The following is a 19407-nucleotide window of genomic DNA, read 5'->3' as shown; positions in this document are numbered from 1 at the left end:
GTAGAAAAAAAGATTTAACCACAGATGAGCACAGATTTTCACAGATGGTTATTAGAAACATTGGAAAATCTTTAACGCATTTATCGCAATGGTTTCGCTAAGAACCCAAGGTGAATTTCTTAGAGGCTTTGCTCTTTTAACTCCGCATGATATAAATTATAGTTTTTTCTCCGTGTCTTACGCGTCCTCTGAGCTGAATTTAATGTTTGCGTCTTCGCGCCTTCGCGGGACACATTCTCTTTTTTTCTGCGTCAATCTGCGCTATCTGCGGGAAAAAATCTTTAACACAGATGAACACAGATTTTCACAGATGGTTAGAGGTAACATTGGAAAATCTTTAACGCATTGATCGCAATGATTTCGTTAAGAACATAAGGTGAATTTCTTAGAGGCTTTTTCTTAGCGTTTTTGCGCCTTCGAGGGACATGTTTAACCACAATGTGCGCAATGGTTTAGTTAAGAACGTAAGATTAATTTCTTAGAGACTTTGCTCTTTTTGTCTCTGCGTGAAATATTTTCATTTTTCTATGAGCCATTCGTGAGCTGTGGTAAATTCCATTGAGATACCTTTGGGTCCTTTGAGGTAAAATGAAATCGAATACCTTAAATTTCAATTATACCTCTGATTATCAATAATATAATATTTTTTTGTAAATTAGATTTGTTTTTAATTCTATTCACTTTTCAATCCCATAGCCATGTCAGACCAACCAGAAAAACTCGATTCAAAACCAGAATTTACAGGAAGGCGCCTTGTGATGCTTGCTCCTGATGCAAAATTCAGTGACATCGCCTCACAGGCAGAGGATGCTTCTCTCCGTCTTGCAAATTCTTCAGAATACAAATCCCACGAGGAAGATTATATCAATGCCTTTGATCAGGCGGATGGGATTGTTTTTGAAAGATTCGGTGTCGCGGTCATCAATGAAAACCATGAAGCAGAGATCAATACCCTAACGACAGCTTCCAGAACAAAAAGTGTATTCCTTTATGATGAACCCGAGCGCTTTGTTTATGCCTTGGCAGAGGTTGGGGCCTCGGGTGGAGGCGGTTTTTGGCAATGGCTTTTACGGTTATTGGGGTTCGGCCCCAAACCCCCAGTCACTACTCCACCAAGCGATCCCAAGCCTGTAGATCCCAAACTTCCAGACTCTTATTCGGATAATGCTTCAGCGTATTGGGGGGTACAAGCAGTGAGGGCTTTGAGTAGTCCCTATACAGGGAAAAACATCCCAATAGCCATACTTGACACCGGATTCCTGATTGCACATCCTGATTTTCAGACAAGAACAATACAGACAAAATCCTTTATTTCGGCAGAGGATGTCAATGACCTCAATGGTCATGGGACGCACTGTACCGGAATAGCTGCAGGAGGATTGCGGGGTTCCAACAACAGCAGGTATGGGGTCTCTTCCGAAGCAAAGATTTTTATAGGAAAAGTCCTGTCCAATGCGGGTTCCGGTTCGGACTCGGGCATCTTGGCAGGTATGGATTGGGCCATGGCTAATGGATGTAAGGTAATTTCGATGTCTTTGGGAGCGGCCACAAGACCCGGCCAAAGTTATTCCCGGATTTATGAGGACATTGCCAAAAAAGCGCTCGGATCAGGCACATTGATTATCGCAGCAGCAGGAAATGAAAGCCGAAGGTCTTCCAATATTATCCAACCTGTCGGGCATCCTGCCAACTGCCCCTCTATCATGGCGGTAGCAGCAATAGACAGGTTCCTCAAAGTTGCTGATTTTTCCTGCGGTGCCATCAATGGAGACGGAGGGGAAATCAATATTGCCGGGCCAGGGGTATCAGTGATGAGTGCATACAAAGCACCTCAAAACTACATTTCGATCAGCGGTACCAGCATGGCAACCCCATTTGTGGCAGGGGTGGCAGCCCAGTTGTGGGAGAAAAACCCAAGCGCCACTCCCAAGCAGATTTGGGACTTGCTTGTGTCCTCGGCAAGACCCATTGGCTTGCCGTCAAGTGACGTAGGGGCAGGACTTGTCCAAAGCCCTCAGTAATTTTAACCAGTATACCTATTAAAAAATGGCAAAGCATCCAACCAAATTCATAGCCTCCATAGAGGAAAAAGAGATCGCAAATATCCAAGATATTGCTCGGGTCCTTGAAGGCAAAGGCTGTAAAATCACCAATATCCTCTCCTTTACCGGGGTAATTTGTGGGGAAATATTTGGGGATGAATCCAGCCTTCAGGAATTGAAAGTCAAAGGAATCAAACACATAGAAGAGGATGGAGAGGTGAAGGCTTTTGGGGGTTGAGGGATGAAAGGGGTTTTAAGGTTGAAAGGTTCGAAGGTTCTAAGATTAGAAAGTTTAAAGGTTTTTTTGGTCCACACGGCGGTAAAAAGTAAGAGGTGAAAGGTGGTTTAGCCTTCACCTTGTCCTATCGACCAGAGGGAGATATCTTTTTGAAGTACGAAGTTGGAGGTAGGAAGTACGACTGAAAGCAAAGGTATTTTTTACTCCAAAAGTCATCCATCAAATACCCTATTCTAAAACCGACATTTTTATATATCTTGAATGCCTTCAATACCCACCTATCTTCTGATGAAAAAACTCATTCTTGCCATCCTCCTTCTTGGCGCCTTCCAACTCTCGGCACAGGATTTCAAAGAAATCAACAACACCCTCAAATATAGAAACATAGGCCCCTTTCGTGGGGGTAGGTCGGTAACTTCTTCCGGTGTGGTCAGCGATCCTCTGACCTACTATATGGGAACCACGGGCGGTGGTGTCTGGAAAACAGAGGATGCGGGACAGCATTGGAATAACATTTCTGATGGATTTTTTTCTACCGGTTCGGTCGGTGCGGTATCTGTATCCGAATCCAACCCCAATATCGTCTATGTCGGCATGGGTGAGCATGCACCCCGTGGCGTAATGACCTCCTATGGCGATGGGGTCTACAAATCTACCGATGCCGGCAAAACATGGAAGAAAATGGGATTGGAAAAAACCCAACACATTTCAAGGATCGTCATCCACCCTACCAATCCAGATATCGTTTATGTAGCTGCACAAGGTGCGCTCCACGCGCCTAATGAAGATCGAGGTGTATACAAATCTAGCAACGGCGGTGAGACTTGGGAGAAGGTACTTTTTGTAGACAATAAATCCGGTGCCGTGGAACTGTCCATGGACATGAAATATCCGGAAGTACTCTATGCCGCTATGTGGGAGCATCAGCGTCTTCCATGGAAAGTCATCAGCGGAGGGCCGGGCAGCGGTCTTTACAAGTCTACAGACTCAGGCAAAACCTGGAAAATGCTTTCCAACGGACTTCCCAAAGAAAAAGGGAAAATGGCCATTGCTGTTTCTAGAGCCAATTCAGATAAGGTGTATGCTTTGATAGAAAGTGATTCAGACAAAGATCAGGGTGGACTTTTTGTTTCTGAAAATGGTGGCATTGACTGGTCTATGGTCAGTGGCGATAACAGACTGGTACAAAGAGCCTGGTATTACATAGAAGTTTTTGCGGATCCACAGGATGAACATACGGTGTATGTGCTCAGTGCCCCGGCCCTTCGCTCGATCGATGGGGGTAAAAACTGGGAAGTTCTACCGAGTGCCCATGGCGATTACCATGACCTATGGATCAATCCCAAAAACTCAAAAAACATGGTTATGTCAGACGATGGTGGTGCGGCTATTTCATTCAATGGGGCCAAAACCTGGTCCACCCAAGCCAATATGCCGACTGCCCAAATGTATCGGATCAATACCGACAACCAAATCCCCTACCGTATCTATGGCGGACAGCAGGACAATACCTCTTTGGTGATCAACAGCATGGCCTTGGGAAGGGGTGGTATTTCTCAAGAGCATTGGAATTACTCCGCAGGTGGAGAAAGTGCATTTTTGGCATTCAATCCTGATGATCCTAGATATGTTTTGGGAGGCAGCTACCTCGGTACCATCGAAGTACTCGACCACAAATCCTTGGGAAGTACCAATATCATGATCGCGCCGATTCAATACCTTGGCAGAAATGCCAGCGACATGAAGTACAGATTCAACTGGAATGCCCCGATCATCTGGTCACAGCATGAACCCGACACCTATTACCATGGATCGCAGTATGTCCTGAGGACAAAAGACATGGGCCAAAATTGGGAAGTAGTCTCTCCCGATCTGACCAAAAATGAAAAGGAAAAGCAGGGAAAAGGTGGAGGTCCTTACACGAATGAGGCAGTAGGTGCAGAAAATTATGGTACCACCAGCTATATCATGGAATCTCCCCACGAAAAAGGACATATCTGGACAGGCAGCGATGACGGACTTGTGCACCTGACCCGTGACAATGGAAAGACATGGACCAACGTGACGCCAAAAGGCTTGACAGAATGTCTTATTAACGCTATTGAAGTTTCCCCACACGATCCTGCAACTGCCTATATTGCTACCACCCGCTACAAATTCAATGACTATACTCCTGCTATCTATAAAACCACAGACTATGGAAAAACCTGGACAAATATCAGTAAAGGAATCCCTTACGGTGCGTTTACCAGAGTAGTGCGGGAAGACAATGTGGTAAAAGGCCTATTGTATGCAGGCACAGAAACCGGGATCTACCTTTCCCGAAATGGAGGTACAAGCTGGGCACCTTTTCAGTTGAACATGCCGGTCACTCCAATCACTGACCTTAAAGTAGCCCACAATGACTTGATCGTTGCCACTTCGGGCCGCTCTTATTGGATCTTGGACGACCTTAACCTTGTCCGAGAAATCAAACCATCAGTTGATAAACCCCTCCTCTATCAACCTGACGAGGCGATGTTGGGAAGTTGGTCTTCTCCTTTGAATGGAAACAGTGAGGATTTTAAGGGAACGCATCCTTTTGAAGGTGTCAATCCTGCCAATGGGGTGGTGATTTATTACCACTTGCCGGAAGCTGTGAATGACTCGACAGCATTGAGCTTGGAGATCAGGGACGAAAACGGGGAATTGGTAAGGACTTTTTCTAGCAAGAAAGACCCCAAATTCATCAGATATGATGGAGGCCCCTCTCCAGAACCTGTTTTGACTGTCAAAAAAGGAGTAAATAGATTTGTCTGGAACATGCGCTATACTACTATGCCGGGTGTGCCTTCTGCCTACTTGGAAGCAAGTTTCTCAGGACATAAGGCCATCCCGGGTAATTACACTTTATTATTGAAATCCCCTCTGGGAGAAAGCAGCAACACCGCCAAGATCGTTGACAACCCGGATTTTGGACTGAGTACTGCTGACTATCAGGAATACCACGCCTTTTTGTCCAAGATGGAAGCCGAGCTTACTTCCATGCATACCATGATCAATGAAGCTATGGCTTACCAACAGCAACTGAAGCCCCTTTTGGCTAAAATCAAAGGCGATGAATCCAAAAAAGAACTGCACACCGCCGGAGCAAACCTGCTGAAGGATATGCAGGCTTGGGACGAGGATATGCTTCAGCGCAAGTCCAAGGCCTATGACGATGTCGAAAACTTCCCCAATAAATTCACTGCCAACTACCTTTACCTGATTAATCAGACCGAAAGTTCGATTCCAAGGGTAAATCAAGGATCCAAAGACCGCTTCGAGGAACTGACCAAGGAATGGGAAGTCCTGAAAGCCAAGGGCGAAAAGCTGTTGAAGTCCACCATACCTGCTTATAACAAATCCTTGCAGGAAGCGGGGATTGGGGTTTTGTACGGAAAGTAAGGGGATTGGGAGTTTGGAAGATTGGAAAGTTTTAATGTTGTAAAGTTCAAAGGTTGGGAAAGGTTTAGAGTTAACAAGTACTAAGTATTCTGAATGGGAAAAAGGTGACAGAGATCTCATTCATCAGAGACCCTTCGCATCACTCAGGGTGACGCCCCCTTAAGGAAGGGGTCAGAAGTTGGAAACCCCTTTTTCTTTACTTTTTTGATCTGATCAAAACCTAAAAATTACCGATTTGGGACTTTTGGAATATTTTGAGGAATTTAATTCCGGAAGGTGATATATTTGAATGCAACTCAAAAGGGTTTTATGATTCTTTGACCCTGCCTCCCCAAAAAACCATACCTCATTAAAAATCAGAATTCCCTTTATGGAGCAAATCGTTTATTCTATCAATGACATTGTCTGGAGTAATGCCCTCATCCTTCTTTGTCTCAGTGCCGGCATTTATTTCTCGGTTGTTACCCGTTTTATGCAGGTGCGGTATTTCAAGGAAATGGTCCGCCTGCTTTTTGTCGGTAAATCCTCCTCCAAAGGAGTATCTTCTTTCCAGGCTTTTGCGATAGCGATGTCAGGAAGAATCGGAACCGGAAACATCGCCGGTGTGGCAACAGCCATTGCCATGGGTGGACCCGGAGCGGTTTTTTGGATGTGGGTGATTGCTTTTTTAGGGGCAGCTTCAGCCTATATCGAAGCGACTTTGGGGGTTTTGTACCGTGAAGTGAAGGATGGGCAATACCGAGGTGGTCCTGCATTTTACATTGAAAAGGGTCTCGGCATCAAGTGGTACGCAATTCTTTTTGCCTTTGTCACCATCTTGAGTATGTCACTGCTGCTGCCCGGTGTACAGAGCAACAGCATTGCCCTGAGTGTCCAATCCGCATTTTCCATTCCTGTTGAAATCACTGGAGGCATTATCTGCTTGCTGCTTGGCCTGATCATTTTTGGCGGGGTAAAAAGGATTGGCAAAGTAGCTGAGATCGTCGTCCCTTTTATGGCATTGGGCTATATCCTGATGGCGCAGACGATCATCTTTCTTAATTTCTCTGAAATACCCAATGTCTTCCGACTCATTGTTGGATCGGCATTTAATCTGGAAGCTACCTATTCCGGTGTGTTTGGAATGGCAATCGCCTGGGGAGTAAAAAGGGGGATATATTCCAATGAAGCAGGACAGGGCACCGCGCCTCATGCCGCCGCCGCAGCAGAAGTCAGTCATCCTGCCAAGCAGGGATTGGTGCAGGCTTTTTCGGTGTATATCGATACCTTATTTGTCTGTACGGCTACGGCATTTATGATTTTGTTTACGGGACAGTTTAACGTCATCAATCCCGAAGGGGGATTTATTGTAGAAAATATGCCTGGGGTTTCCATCGGAGCAGAATACACCCAAAATGCCATCAGTCACCACTTCCCTTCCATCGGAGCAGGTTTTGTGGCTGTGGCTTTGATGTTCTTTGCTTTTACGACTATCATGGCGTATTACTATATCGCCGAGACCAACCTGAGTTATTTACAAAAAGAAGGAAAGCAAAAATGGCCGACTTATGTCTTGAGGGTTTTGATTCTGGTGGCGACCTTTTATGGTTCGGTGCGTACGGCCGAATTGGCCTGGACCTTTGGTGACATCGGGGTGGGTCTGATGGCCTGGCTCAACGTCATCGCCATCCTGCTGCTCCGTAAGCCAGCTTTGGCTGCGCTGAAGGATTTCAAAAAACAAAAAGACGCAGGTCTGGATCCGGTTTATGATTATGAGGGAGAGAAGGAAAGGTGGAGTAAGTAGGAGATTCTTGAATTGGAAGATTGAAAAATTAAAAGTTTAGAAGGTTTTAAAGTTGAAAGGTTGGTTTAGTTAGAGGTTAGAAGTGAGAAGAGTATATAAGTACCATGAACCAAGTACCATGTATCCCAAAGGAAAAGGGAAATTGGTGTAAGAAACCTATCCTTGTCATATCGACCAGAGGGAGATATCTTTTTAAAGGATGAAGTGAGAAGTGAGAAGTCAGAAGTATGAAAAAGTAAAAGGTAAGAGGTGGTGAGTACGAAGTACCAAGCACGAAGTATACGAGTGGGAGAGAATTACCCTTCATCCTGAAGGAGGTACGACTGAAGGATCTCATATACTTTAAGTGGGACTCTTCGCTGCACCACCAATGACGTGAATCTCTTGATCGTCACCCTGAGTGAAGCGAAGGGTCTCTTTTTTCTGAGATCTTTCATCCTCGTACCTCGAATTCAAGATGACGCAAGACCAACCGTCATTCCTTTTCTGAACATTTTCTAAATGTTGGGGACTCAGAGTGACGGACCCGTCAAACATGACCTTTGGACTCAACTTTAAAACCTTTCAACTTTTTAACTTTAAAACTCTTATTTTACAATCTCTCTTAACTTTACCAGAATTCAGTCTCCTGTCTCAGGTCTCATATCTCCTGTCTCAAACATGAAACTACCCAAAGCAATTATTTTCGATATGGATGGGACATTGGTGGATAATATTCCTTATCACCGGGATGCATGGCTGGAGTTTTTGCAGAAACACGGCATCCACCTCAATGCATCTCAATTCCATGCCCAAAACCATGGGACGATAGATGAAATGATGCAGCGGTTTTTTCCACAGATCCAAGATCCTTACCAGCTATATGAGCTCGGACAGGAAAAAGAACGCACCTACCGTGGAATATACCGACCCCATATCCAGGAAGTAAATGGTCTGACCGCATTTCTCCAAGCCATAAAGGCCAAAGGCCTCCAATCCCTTTTGGCCACCATGGGTGACCAACCCAATATTGATTTTACTTTGGACAGCCTCGAGATCCGTTCTTATTTTTCCTTTACCACCGGCGGGCATGAAGTCAGCAAGGGCAAACCCGACCCAGAGATTTTCCTGCTGAGTATGCAAAAGGCGGGGCTGAGGCCGGAAGAATGCCTCGTCATCGAAGATTCCCAAGGAGGAATCTTGGCGGCAAAGCGTGCCGGAATCCAGGTTGTTGGGATCAGTACGTCAGAAAGCAAGGAAACTTTGCTGTCCTTGGGTTGTGAATGGGTGGTGGCGGATTTTGAGGAGTTAAAAAGATTAATGTTTTTGTAGACTACTTTATTCTAAATTGATTTTTTCCTTATCAATTTAAATCATAGCCTATTTTATTTCTTTGTTAAAGAATTAAATAACAATAATTTCACTAACCTACATTGACATAAAAGATGTTCTTTGACTTTTTTGAAACACCGATACCTCATTTTTACAGCTACTTTTTTTCTTGACAAAAAAAGTAGCCCAAAAAGTCAAGACTGCGGAATCCTATCCACGCACAAGGCCGGTGCCGGCCCGGTCCGCAGTCATTCCTCCCCGCCTCTAACATAAGAGGTTCAGTTTTAGAAGTAGACATGGAATTTTACTTTTTCCGATATAAATACGGGGCAGGCTTTGACAAAAAAAGTAGCCAATACAAAAAGATGGGGTATCATTCCTCCCCGCCTCGAACATATGAGGTTCCGTTTTAATCCGAAAAATTCTACCTAGTCTTTCCGTGAAAAGTAGGTACTGGATAGTGATATCTAATCGTTAAAATATTCCTGCTTGAGCAGCTCGACCTTTACTGTTTTGCCTGAAAGCTGGGTTACTTTCCATTCCTGCCTGTATTTTCCGCCCCAAAAATTTACCTCCACTTCGACAATATCTCCTTTGAGGGTCCATTTTCCTGCAAAATCTGCAGTGACAATTGGAGGTGTTCCGCAGAAACCTGAATTGGCACGGTGGATAAGTTTGCCGTTTTTTTGGAAAACATAGCCGTAGGTATTCTCAGGAAGTTTGCTGCTGCGGTCCATAGTAAAACCGGTTTCTTCAAATTGGATATTGGTCCAGGTACCGAGGGGAAATTCACCGGATTCTAATTCAAGCGTTTCCTGTTCTATGCATGATAAAAGCAGGAAACAAATGGCGAGCATTGGAAAGGATTTTTTCATAGGGTCACGATTTTGAAACCATGACGGGAAGAAGGCAAGAAATGTTGAGGTGTAAATTTTTTTTATAACCATAAATGAGTTGAAAGGAAAGTAGAGGGTTATAGGATATCAGGCATAAAATATTCTAAACCCTTTAGTTTAATTAAACTCTTTTTTTACAGCTACTTTTTTTCCCCGATAAATACGGGGCAGGCTTTGGAAAAAAAAGTAGCCCAAAAAGTCAAGACGGCAAAATCCTATCAACCCACAAGGCCTAGGCCGGCCTCCCGAAGCTACAGGATCATTCCTCCGCGCTGTTATCAATTAAGATTAATTAAAAAAATAGCATTAGAAAAAGGAGGATAGTTTGAAAGATACAAAGGCAATAAACAAAATTTGATTTTCAAATATTTTTTACTAGGTTTATAGTAATCAGAGTTTCTTGATCACCCCTACAAGCACTCTGGGTCAGTTTCACATGGTATCAAAGGTAAGGCTAAGGTAAGGCAAACACGGAGTATCCCCTACTCTGACACGGAGTATCGGTAACTCAGACACGGAGTATGGGTAAGGGAACTATAACGGAAGTATAGGGGAACTATAACGGAAAGTATACGGAACTATGGCTAGACAGACAGGAATATTTCGCTTTAAAGGCAAAATGGGTGGCCTCGATTTTTACCAAAGCGAGGGGGTGGATATGGTTCGGACAAAGACAGGTCCGACGACCGAACAATTCAAAAATGACGATGCCTTTGAAAATTCGAGGAAAAATGCTTCGGAATTTGGGACGGCAAGTAGCGTGGCTGGGAAACTTAGAAGGGCGATTTTATCTAAGCCGTGTCCCAACGTGGACCCGAATTTCAATGGTAGGTTTACCAAACTTTTTGTGTCCATCTTGGGGACAGACCCCATCAATCCCAAAGGCATGCGGAAAGTCACTGCAGGAGATGTTAGCCAATTGGTGGGTGTCAATTTTACGGCAGATAGCAACTTGCGTTCTGTATTGGGAGGGTTCCCAGTTATGGCAGAAATAAAGAAAGGCAAATCCTATAGCTTCGACTTTGGAGAGGTCACGGCTTCAGCAACTACCGGAAAACAGCAAGGTCAACGTCAGGTCATTTTCGGCTTGGTGTCCCTGTCAGAAGATGCGGAAACTGTTGTGGTTTGGCAGGAAAGTGAGATTTTGGATGGGAGACAAAGCCTTTCGGTCTTGGGAGAAAAGGTACTGTCCTTTGAAACTCCCCAAAGCCACAGACTGATTTTGGGAATCGTAGGTATCAAGTTTATCGATGTGGTCAATGGCCAAACTTATACCCTGAAGGAAGGTGGTGCGATTGGGGTGGTGGGGTGTTTCAAGTAAAACTGATCCAATTTGGGAAAAGAAGAAATATTCTCTTTTTTAATAATAAAGCTGATTCCTCTATCATTTTCCCAAAACTTCCATTCTATCATTTGACGAGAAAATCCACCTACTGCATAATTGCCATCTCATAGAGGATACTTCTGCGGATAGTTGAAAGGGAGAAATATGTTGTTTTACTGAAATTTTAAAAATAGGAACACTTTATAATAAATCATTTTATAACTCTGGTATTCCTATCTTTTTTAAATACTGATAGGTATTTTCATAATTATTTTTGGGTCTTGTATGGTCTGTGTCAGAACCTTCTGGAATGAAGATAATTAATCCTTCTCTTCCCCGAGTTAATAATACACGATATTTATTTTTTATAAACTGCTTTCTATCATCCTTTTTTTCCAATTGCCATTTGGTCCCTTTAAAGGCGTGAAAAGACCAATTTTCTGATTCCTTCCGAAAGTCATCTCCCCAACAAAGTCCAACCCAATCTAATTCTAGACCCTGAACAGCGAATTCTGTTGCGGGTAATTCTAGAAAGCAAGAAGATCGAATGTCTTCCTTAGGATTCAAAAACCAATTGGCAACATCAATTTCTGCTGTCACATCAAGTCCCAATGGCCTTAAACGTCGAGCTCCAGAGCTTGCCACTAAACCTGTCCTTCTATTCCCCCGATTTTTATTTCTCAAAAATTTTCTCGTAGTATTTAGGCTACGAGTCAGAAAAATGGGATAATTTTTAAGATGATTTTGAAGAAGTTCTTTGGCTTTAAGCGGTTCGTCTTCCAAAAGAGCGACAACCCATTCTGATAATTTTTCTGCTTTATATGATCGAATTGAGACTTTTAAATGTAATTCTGGTAATTCTGTAATAGACAGGTCAACAGGAGCAGTTTCAAAAAGCTTATAATTTGCAATATTTGATTTGCCTTCTTTTAATTCTGGTGAAATGTAAATCTTCCAATTAGAAAAATTTTTATTTATGGTTTTACCCCATTCAGCCAATCCTGCTTCCCCTGTGTTTATTTCCTGACCACTACCAATTAATGCAACAATGACAGCCCAACCTGAATTTCTATTCATGATATTAAACAACATCTGAGCCTCAGAATAGTCTCTATCAAATTTGCGTTTTGAATGTTCTGCATTCCAAGCTCTTTGAGCTTCATCAAATAAGATTATTTTATCTTGTGGGATTTGATCGTTATTGTGGTAAAAATCTAAAAATTGATGGACGTTTTGAACGAAGGCAATCTCTCTTCTTGATTGTGCAAGTGGAATTTGGTTTCTTTTAGAGTTATCTCTAGATAGAGCTTCAGTTAATACTTTTACTAATGGGCCATTTCCGGAAAGGAAAACACCTTTTCCTGAATTATTTTCGACATTATGAACAATATTTAATCCAGCTAAAGTTTTTCCTGCCCCTGGAACCCCTGTTATGAAGCAAATTATTTTTTCATTGTTGTTTTGAGCCTTTTTTATAGCATTTAAAATTGCATCAGTTGTATCTGTCAAGTTCTCTGAGCCGGCATGTGATCGAGAGATTTCTCTTACATTTTGGCCAGAAAATAAGTGCTGAGCAGCTTCTATGATTGTTGGGGTTGGAAAATATTCACTTGAATTCCATAAACCAGGAATCACTTTTTTGTTTACAGAATTCGTGAAATATTCGAAAGCAGACCTAATTACTGAATGTAGAGTATTATTATTTGCAAATAGTGTTGGCTTTACAAAATCACCAATATCATCATATGAATTTTGCTTTTCTTTCGCCTCTGAAGCCCAAACTATTGGAATAATAGATCTTCCTGAAGATTCTTTGTGAAAATCACGAAGGTCTAATGAATAATCTTCGACTTGGCTTATAGCATCTGAGTTAAACTTCTTTTCTTTATCCTTAAATTCGATTACAAAAATTAAATCCTCCGCTAAAAGTATTAAGTCTATCCTTTTTGATCTTCTAGGGATTGGATATTCAAAAATTAAAGTCCATTCTTGAGGTAAATTCTTTACCGAATCTTTTAAAAAAGTTATCTGGTGGTTCCAAGATGTTCTTTGTTGCATCAATAATTGATGATTTGTCACACCTATAGCTAAATAACCTAAAACAGTTTCGTTTTCTGAATTTAAAAAACTAGAGATATTATTTATATACTTTCCAGGCACAAGTGGATTTTTTAAAATTCAAAAAAATTTATCATTGGAGAATTAAGGGCCTTAGCGATTTTAAAAACTGTTTCAATTGAAACATTTCTTTTCCCATTTTCAATATCAGAAATGTATGTGCGGTCCAACTCAGCTAGTTCAGCAAGCTTTTCCTGAGATACATTCTGACTTTTTCTAATGGCTCTGACTTTTTCGCCATAAGCTACTTTGATGTCCATGTTGCAATCTGAAAAAATGTGGCCTATTGTACCACGGACTATAGTCTACAAAACAAGAATAAATGTTAATTTTGTAAAGTCAGATTTCACTTTATGAACAAAATCATTCCTGTTTCCACCGAATATATTTCACCCTCTCGAACCATAGAAATCCTAAACTTGGTAAGGTTTGAAGAAAATAGACAGGTTTATATTTACAATTATGAAGGGAAGCATTTTAGGTTTTTTGAAAGCTTAATTGGATTGATCCAATTTTTTGAATCAGGGATTGAACCAGTTGTATCTTTCGAATCGGAGAAAGATTTAGATGATTTTTTGGAAAAGCTACCGATAGGTAATGCAAAAACAACTCTCAATCTTAAGTTGAATTATTTATATAGAGATGGAGCGAATTACAAACAATTTGGGGCTGTCATTTTCCCTAATCCAAGTTTTCTTTCGCCAACTAAGGCTTCAGAAATATTAAGAGAAAAATTGATCTCAAATGAGTTTTTTGTTCCACAAGACTGGGGTTTGCCAAGGCTTCACCATCATCCCTATGATCCTGAAATTGATCACGAATGGCACGAATTTGATGGATTTGAATTGACAGATGAAGAAGTTACTGATAAAAGAGATGTAACTGAATTTTTGGAAAGGATTGAAAAGGGATATGAAATCTAAGGACGATCCAGCCTCCGGTGCGGTAGAAATGGTTGATTTCGGCATCCCGCTGCATGTTTCTTTCGATTTTGGGAATAAAAATTCAGGGTTGCTAAAGGTTTGAACTGAAGGAATCTTGAATAAATGAGCTTAAAAATTTTCTACCCTAGTGTAAGGCGACGGACCTAAGCCGAGACATGCGACTACGATCTCATCTTCTTCAGGTTCCGGACCGGGGCAATCATATAAAAGGACCATGACTTGGTTGTTTTCTTCAAATGAAACATTTGCCGTTTCCTTTGGATATTTAACATTTTCCCCCTGTCGCAGGGCTTCTATAGTGGCAGGAGGATTTACAAAATCCTCAGAAAAGAAAAATATTTTATCTGAAAAAGTGAGCTTTTCTGCCTCTAGGGTATACTTGCCCTTGTAGGCGTCTAAAAGTCCCGGGTTAAAACCTTCTGCACTTTGGACCCTTCTATTCTCAATAATATAGGTACCATCGGCATTAAAGGAAATCGTGGATTCAATGGTTTCATTCTCATTTGAGAATTCATGCATCCACACTCCCAGAAGCCTTTCCATTTCGACTTTTTCTGAAGATTCCATACAAGAAAAAAACAGTATGGGAAGGAACAAGAGGTAGATTTTTTTCATGGCTTTTATTCAACAGGGATGGTTAGGTTAAGCGTTTTTATTTTCAGTTTTCAGTGCGTAAAATTTAAAAACGAAAGTATCAAGTAAATATTTTGTTTAATTGGTAAAAAGTAAGTTAGGTTGATTTAGCGATCCTTGGGGTCTGTTTAGGCCAATGAATTGCTATGTAATCCTTTCATTTTATTGGACATAAAAATCAGATATGTCCATTTTATTAAAAAAATTGGACATATGATCAAAATATGTCCACCAAATCCGGAAGATACTAGGTTAAAATCTTGGAAGGATAATGCATATCCCAAGCCTCACCTACTGAGTACATCCACTACCTTTTTCACACAAGTTCCCAATTCATTTTTCACCTCAAAATCCCAGAACCTCAGGACGGCCCAACCGCCTGAGCGGTAGAAATGGTTGATCTCGGCATCCCGCTGCATGTTTCTTTCGATCTTAGGAATCCAAAGGTCACGGTTGGATTGGATGGCTTGCTCATGATATAAGGCCTATCCTGATGATGGCAGGGTTTGATTTTTTGGATATGGCCTTGAAGAAGGGGAATATAACAAAAATCAGAAAATGGTAAAGCATCACAGAAAAACACCCACAGACCAAGTTTAAAAATGTTCTGTGGGTGTTTTCAAAATTAAATTTGAAAGCTTAATTTATTATTCAAAGTTTGCGCCAATATTTCCTTGACCAACTATGGTGCCTAAATCCTCTGCACTTAAATGCACATTGACATAACCATCTACAGTCAAGATTTGCGAGTAGGTGTACGTAGCTTCATTGTCCATCATTCCTTTTCTCGTATCACTTACACTGATTCCTGTGGCACCGATGACGGGGTTAAAAGTATATAGGATACCTCCACCCACAGCCGCACTGTTTGCATGGATGTGGGCAGGATGCATGCCATCTGACGGTGTACCTGTTAAGGTAATTGTCGCTAAAGCAAAACCATTCATTCTTTCTTCAAAGGTTATTTCCCCGGATATTGATGGCACAGCAACACTATTCAGAGGATAAGTAATGGACGTACCTGTCAATTCATTAGACCCAATGTCACCCTGAGCGACTATCGTTCCTAAATCATCCGCGCTCAAATGCACATTTACGTATCCATCAACTTCCAATATTTCCTCGTATGTAAAACCATCTTCTCCATCCATTATTCCTTCCCTTGTGTCTGTTTTGCTCATTCCTGTGGTTCCATTCACAGGATTGAAAGTAAATTCTATTCCACCTCCTATAGCTGCTGAATTGGCATGTATGTGGGCAGGGTGTGATCCACCGTCTGGAGTTCCAGTCAATGAAATTGTCGCTAAAGCAAAACCATTGATTCTTTCTTCAAAAGTTATTTCGCCTGATATAGATGGGTCCGCAACACTATTCAACGTGTATGTTTTGGATGTACCTGTCAATTCATTTGACCCAATGTCACCCTGAGCGACAACAGTTGCGAGGTCAGTGGCACTTAAATGGACATTGATATAACCATCATAGGCCAAAACATCACTGAAACTTATAGGAGTTCCATCATCCTCTTTGGAAAAAGTTGTTTCACTGATACCGGTTGTTCCATTTACCGGAGTTAAGGAGACCGCTATTCCACCGCCTTGAGCAGCAGAATTGAAGTGAATGTGTGCAGGATGGGACCCTCCATTAGGCGTTCCAGTTAAAGAGATAGTCAATTTGGAATTTCCTGTTGAAGTTTCTTCCAGCAAGGCAGTTCCACTGATCCCCGAATTTCCTACGGGTTTTAAGACATAAGTTTTTGTTTGGCCCGTCAAAATTGTTTCGGGATCAATAGTTGGGTTTGGGTCGTCAGTACAAGCTGCAAAAGTCAGAACCATTGCGAGTAGGATGGCTCCTTGTCTGATTCGATTGATTAATAGATTCTTTTTCATGGGATTATAATTTTTTTAAATTTTCACTCAAGATCTACTGTCGATTTTGATGTGTTTTTTACTTTACTTATTAGTCTAACCCTAAGGATTAAACTATTGTTTGTTTTTCTAGTATTTCAATTACGATGTTAACCGGGACTTTGGATCAGTTGGTAGTAATGGTGGATCTCCGGGCTTTTCCTTTTCAGTTCAATTTTTGAAAGTCAGAAGTCCTGGTGGGATATGATGGTGGATTAGGGAATTGCCCGATCATACCCATTCCAGTATGCCCCATCTATAAAAATCAACCACTTGAAATTGATATATCAGGCTTTCCTTAAAATGGACGCAAAAACTTGATATGTTCATTTATTAAAAAAAAATGGGCATATGGTTAGACATGTCAACTTAAGATGTCCATCACCCTCTTCACACATCTCCCCAACTCCTTTTCCACCTCAAAATCCCAAAATCTGAGGACGGTCCAACCACCGGATCGGTAGAAATGGTTGATTTCGCTGTCCCTCTGTATGTTCCTTTCGATCTTGGGAATCCAAAAGTCACGGTTCGATTTGATGGTTTGCTTTCTGTTTTCCCAATCGTGGCCATGCCAAAAAGCTCCATCGATAAAAATCACGAACCTGTATTTGATCAATGAAATGTCGGGCTTACCGGGTAGGTTTCTTTTGTTGCTGCGGTACCTGAGTCCTGCGTGCCAAAGTGCTTTTTTGAGGAGTTTTTCAGGTTTGGTGTCCTTGCCCTTGATTTGGGACATGTTGTACGACCGCTGCTTGGTGGTATAGAAGCCGTTTTCCTCACAGAATACGGGGACTGTGATTTTGGGTAAGGGATAGGGTTTGGGGATGGTAGGTTTTGACTTTTTGGACATTTTAGTTTCTCACCGCAATTTCTTCGCCGCAATTGATTCTGACTTGGTCCAAGGCCATGCCGATAAACATGGGATAGCTCCAGGATTTATACCTGCCCCATACCTCTCCCGCATATTTGGGATAGATTTCATCTTTGACCAAAGGGATCAGCGGTTTGGCTTTTTCTTCCAGTAATCTTAGCGCAATGGCTGCATGGAGGACGGTAGTTTCCTCTTCTGCCCGAAGGTATTTCCCCAATGTCTGATAGGCTTTGGGATCTTCTTTGAGTTGGATCAGCATTTTGGCACTCTGAATGGCATTGATTGGAGAAGGGTCATCCAATATGATTTCCAGTTCCTGAACTAACAAGCTGGAATTCAACCCGGCATATTCCAAAGCAATCAAGCCCCAATATCGGATCAGTGGATCCTGATCCTGCATGCGTAGTAGGATTGATCCGCCATCGATTTGCCCTACCAGGTTCATTGCCTCAAGAGTTTTCTCTGGATCGAATTGGGTATCATCCCTTAAGATTTCATAGACGGAACTTCCTTTTGCCCGAAGCATGTATTCAGATTCATTGAGCATGCCGGAATCCCGGTGCTTGATCATCCACTGATCCAGCTCTTTCTGGAATAGACCGATACGTTCCTGATGTTCAGGCTTCATCGCCAGGTTATTCAATTCATAAGGATCTGCTTCCAGGTCATATAACTCTATGGTCATTTTGGGATGAAAGTATTGTTCCATGTGAATAGGCAGGGTCTTTTCATTTCTAGCCCGGTAGATTTCCTCCATGGCCTGTTTGCCTTGGGTGAAGATGATGGCATTTTGAATGTAGGGAAGTTGGGGCAGGTAATGGCGGATATATAGGTATCGCCCATCCGAAACCGAACGCGACATCTCATTGCAATCGTCCGCACGGCTTCGGAAGCCAAAACTGTACTGGTTTTTCACTGCATTGGGCCCTAGGAAATTATTGCCTTCCATATAGGAAGAAGGGGCAATACCTGCCAAGCCCAAGACAGTAGGTGCAAAATCCACAAAACCCACCAGGTCATCCACCTGTCGGGTTTTCAGATTGGATACCAGGTGTCGGTATTTTTCCGGTACATGAAGGACGAGGGGAATGTGTAAGCCAGAGTTGGTAAGCCAGCGTTTGTGTCGGGGAAGGCCAAAGCCATGGTCGGAAAATACAAAGATGATGGTATTGTCATAGAGGCCGTCGTCTTTAAGTTGTTGGACAAGATTCCCAACTCCTTGGTCAAAAATGCTGATCAGGTCGTAGGCATGGGCCATGATTTCCCGCATTTTCGGGGTATCGGGGAAATAGGGCGGAATGGGTGCTTTTGCGGGGTCATGTCTTAGCTTCAGGTCCTTTTTTACCGATTCGGGGTCGGCATTGTTGGTGGGGCCTTCGTGGGTGATCATAAAATTGACTACGGAGAAAAACGGTTGACCTTCTTTCCTGTTTCGCCAATGGGCATCTTTGCTGCTGTCGTCCCAACGACCTTCGGCACTGAAGTTGTAATCTGTTTTGACATTGTTGGAGGTATAATAGCCATGCTCCCGGAGGATTTCGGGGAGGATTTTCAGGTCATTGGGTAGGGGCACATCGGAACGTAGGTGTTGGGTTCCCAAGGAAGTGGCAAACATGCCGGTAATCAGCGTAGAGCGGGCCGGCGCACAGATGGGAGAGTTAGCGCTTGCTCTTGTAAAGACAAAGCCATCCGCTGCCAGATTGTCGATATGGGGTGTAGTAGCGTATTCATCACCATAACATCCCCAAGCGGGATCAATGTCCTCGGTGGAAATCCACAGGATGTTGGGCGGGGGGAGATCTTTTTGGCTTTCAGAATTGCAGGAAAAGAAGACCAGCGTATACAAAAGAAGAATAGGAATAAAGATTTTCATGGGGGTATATCTTTTATGTCTTGCTACTTAATTAAAAATAT

General features: G+C 42.4%; 16 protein-coding genes. 7 read left to right on the top strand and 9 right to left on the bottom strand.

The window, feature by feature from the left end:
- The first annotated feature begins 698 nt into the window (after window positions 1-698).
- The 4 genes from NU887_RS18270 (at window position 699) to NU887_RS18255 (ending at window position 7489) form a co-directional block, all read left to right on the top strand.
- Window positions 699-2021: a S8 family serine peptidase gene (locus tag NU887_RS18270; protein WP_258424827.1), complete on the top strand. Its 1323-nt coding sequence runs from the start codon at window positions 699-701 to the stop codon at window positions 2019-2021.
- A gap of 25 nt (window positions 2022-2046) precedes the next feature.
- Window positions 2047-2280: a hypothetical protein gene (locus NU887_RS18265; protein WP_258424826.1), complete on the top strand. Its 234-nt coding sequence runs from the start codon at window positions 2047-2049 to the stop codon at window positions 2278-2280.
- A gap of 288 nt (window positions 2281-2568) precedes the next feature.
- On the top strand, window positions 2569-5706 hold the full coding sequence (locus tag NU887_RS18260) for a WD40/YVTN/BNR-like repeat-containing protein (protein ID WP_258424825.1): 3138 nt from the start codon (window positions 2569-2571) through the stop codon (window positions 5704-5706).
- Window positions 5707-6076: 370 nt separating this feature from the next.
- The gene (locus NU887_RS18255) at window positions 6077-7489 is read left to right on the top strand and encodes an alanine/glycine:cation symporter family protein (RefSeq protein ID WP_258424824.1); all 1413 of its coding nucleotides are present in this window, start codon (window positions 6077-6079) and stop codon (window positions 7487-7489) included.
- A 296-nt stretch (window positions 7490-7785) separates the two neighbouring features.
- Here the strand turns inward: NU887_RS18255 and NU887_RS18250 are convergent, their stop codons facing one another.
- On the bottom strand, window positions 7786-7926 hold the full coding sequence (locus NU887_RS18250; RefSeq protein ID WP_258424823.1) for a hypothetical protein: 141 nt from the start codon (window positions 7924-7926) through the stop codon (window positions 7786-7788).
- Window positions 7927-8149: 223 nt separating this feature from the next.
- On the opposite strand from NU887_RS18250, the gene NU887_RS18245 reads away from it, so the two are divergent.
- Window positions 8150-8800, top strand: a complete 651-nt coding sequence (locus tag NU887_RS18245; RefSeq protein WP_258424822.1) for an HAD family hydrolase — start codon at window positions 8150-8152, stop codon at window positions 8798-8800.
- A 467-nt stretch (window positions 8801-9267) separates the two neighbouring features.
- Here NU887_RS18245 and NU887_RS18240 read toward each other — a convergent pair whose 3' ends face one another.
- Window positions 9268-9675 (bottom strand): hypothetical protein, encoded by a 408-nt coding sequence (locus NU887_RS18240; protein ID WP_258424821.1) that lies wholly within the window; start codon window positions 9673-9675, stop codon window positions 9268-9270.
- A gap of 601 nt (window positions 9676-10276) precedes the next feature.
- On the opposite strand from NU887_RS18240, the gene NU887_RS18235 reads away from it, so the two are divergent.
- Window positions 10277-11017, top strand: coding sequence for a hypothetical protein (locus NU887_RS18235; protein WP_258424820.1), 741 nt, complete (start codon window positions 10277-10279; stop codon window positions 11015-11017).
- A gap of 219 nt (window positions 11018-11236) precedes the next feature.
- On the opposite strand, the gene NU887_RS18230 is transcribed toward NU887_RS18235, so the two are convergent.
- Window positions 11237-13180, bottom strand: a complete 1944-nt coding sequence (locus tag NU887_RS18230) for a DUF2075 domain-containing protein (protein ID WP_258424819.1) — start codon at window positions 13178-13180, stop codon at window positions 11237-11239.
- 11 nt (window positions 13181-13191) lie between these two features.
- On the bottom strand, window positions 13192-13398 hold the full coding sequence (locus NU887_RS18225; RefSeq protein WP_258424818.1) for a helix-turn-helix domain-containing protein: 207 nt from the start codon (window positions 13396-13398) through the stop codon (window positions 13192-13194).
- 93 nt (window positions 13399-13491) lie between these two features.
- Between NU887_RS18225 and NU887_RS18220 the strand changes: the two genes are divergently transcribed.
- Entirely contained in the window at window positions 13492-14061 is a 570-nt protein-coding gene (locus NU887_RS18220; RefSeq protein ID WP_258424817.1) for a hypothetical protein, read from the top strand.
- Window positions 14062-14190: 129 nt separating this feature from the next.
- Here NU887_RS18220 and NU887_RS18215 read toward each other — a convergent pair whose 3' ends face one another.
- The 5 genes from NU887_RS18215 to NU887_RS18195 all read right to left on the bottom strand — a co-directional run bounded on the left by NU887_RS18215 (window position 14191) and on the right by NU887_RS18195 (window position 19366).
- Complete coding sequence (locus tag NU887_RS18215; protein ID WP_258424816.1) at window positions 14191-14697, bottom strand: hypothetical protein; 507 nt, start codon at window positions 14695-14697, stop codon at window positions 14191-14193.
- Between the two features lie 305 nt (window positions 14698-15002).
- The gene (locus NU887_RS18210; RefSeq protein ID WP_258424815.1) at window positions 15003-15134 is read right to left on the bottom strand and encodes a DUF559 domain-containing protein; all 132 of its coding nucleotides are present in this window, start codon (window positions 15132-15134) and stop codon (window positions 15003-15005) included.
- Window positions 15135-15362: 228 nt separating this feature from the next.
- The gene (locus NU887_RS18205; RefSeq protein WP_258424814.1) at window positions 15363-16604 is read right to left on the bottom strand and encodes a CHRD domain-containing protein; all 1242 of its coding nucleotides are present in this window, start codon (window positions 16602-16604) and stop codon (window positions 15363-15365) included.
- Between the two features lie 382 nt (window positions 16605-16986).
- Window positions 16987-17472 (bottom strand): very short patch repair endonuclease, encoded by a 486-nt coding sequence (locus NU887_RS18200; protein WP_258424813.1) that lies wholly within the window; start codon window positions 17470-17472, stop codon window positions 16987-16989.
- 1 nt (window position 17473) lies between these two features.
- Entirely contained in the window at window positions 17474-19366 is a 1893-nt protein-coding gene (locus tag NU887_RS18195; RefSeq protein WP_258424812.1) for a sulfatase-like hydrolase/transferase, read from the bottom strand.
- Window positions 19367-19407 lie beyond the last annotated feature (41 nt).

Origin of the sequence: Aquiflexum gelatinilyticum, assembly GCF_024741135.1 — a bacterium.
GTDB classification, from domain to species: Bacteria; Bacteroidota; Bacteroidia; order Cytophagales; family Cyclobacteriaceae; genus Cognataquiflexum; species Cognataquiflexum gelatinilyticum.
This window is presented reverse-complemented; position numbering and strand designations above follow the sequence as displayed.

Excerpts from the sequence above, each read along its gene's own strand:
- NU887_RS18200 (WP_258424813.1), bottom strand. The coding sequence starts at position 17,472 with ATGTCCAAAAAGTCAAAACCTACCATCCCCAAACCCTATCCCTTACCC.
- NU887_RS18215 (WP_258424816.1), bottom strand. The coding sequence starts at position 14,697 with ATGAAAAAAATCTACCTCTTGTTCCTTCCCATACTGTTTTTTTCTTGT.
- NU887_RS18255 (WP_258424824.1), top strand. The coding sequence starts at position 6,077 with ATGGAGCAAATCGTTTATTCTATCAATGACATTGTCTGGAGTAATGCC.
- NU887_RS18225 (WP_258424818.1), bottom strand. The coding sequence starts at position 13,398 with ATGGACATCAAAGTAGCTTATGGCGAAAAAGTCAGAGCCATTAGAAAA.
- NU887_RS18195 (WP_258424812.1), bottom strand. The coding sequence starts at position 19,366 with ATGAAAATCTTTATTCCTATTCTTCTTTTGTATACGCTGGTCTTCTTT.
- NU887_RS18220 (WP_258424817.1), top strand. The coding sequence starts at position 13,492 with ATGAACAAAATCATTCCTGTTTCCACCGAATATATTTCACCCTCTCGA.
- NU887_RS18265 (WP_258424826.1), top strand. The coding sequence starts at position 2,047 with ATGGCAAAGCATCCAACCAAATTCATAGCCTCCATAGAGGAAAAAGAG.
- NU887_RS18270 (WP_258424827.1), top strand. The coding sequence starts at position 699 with ATGTCAGACCAACCAGAAAAACTCGATTCAAAACCAGAATTTACAGGA.
- NU887_RS18250 (WP_258424823.1), bottom strand. The coding sequence starts at position 7,926 with ATGAAAGATCTCAGAAAAAAGAGACCCTTCGCTTCACTCAGGGTGACG.
- NU887_RS18245 (WP_258424822.1), top strand. The coding sequence starts at position 8,150 with ATGAAACTACCCAAAGCAATTATTTTCGATATGGATGGGACATTGGTG.
- NU887_RS18260 (WP_258424825.1), top strand. The coding sequence starts at position 2,569 with ATGAAAAAACTCATTCTTGCCATCCTCCTTCTTGGCGCCTTCCAACTC.
- NU887_RS18210 (WP_258424815.1), bottom strand. The coding sequence starts at position 15,134 with ATGCAGCGGGATGCCGAGATCAACCATTTCTACCGCTCAGGCGGTTGG.
- NU887_RS18205 (WP_258424814.1), bottom strand. The coding sequence starts at position 16,604 with ATGAAAAAGAATCTATTAATCAATCGAATCAGACAAGGAGCCATCCTA.
- NU887_RS18235 (WP_258424820.1), top strand. The coding sequence starts at position 10,277 with ATGGCTAGACAGACAGGAATATTTCGCTTTAAAGGCAAAATGGGTGGC.
- NU887_RS18240 (WP_258424821.1), bottom strand. The coding sequence starts at position 9,675 with ATGAAAAAATCCTTTCCAATGCTCGCCATTTGTTTCCTGCTTTTATCA.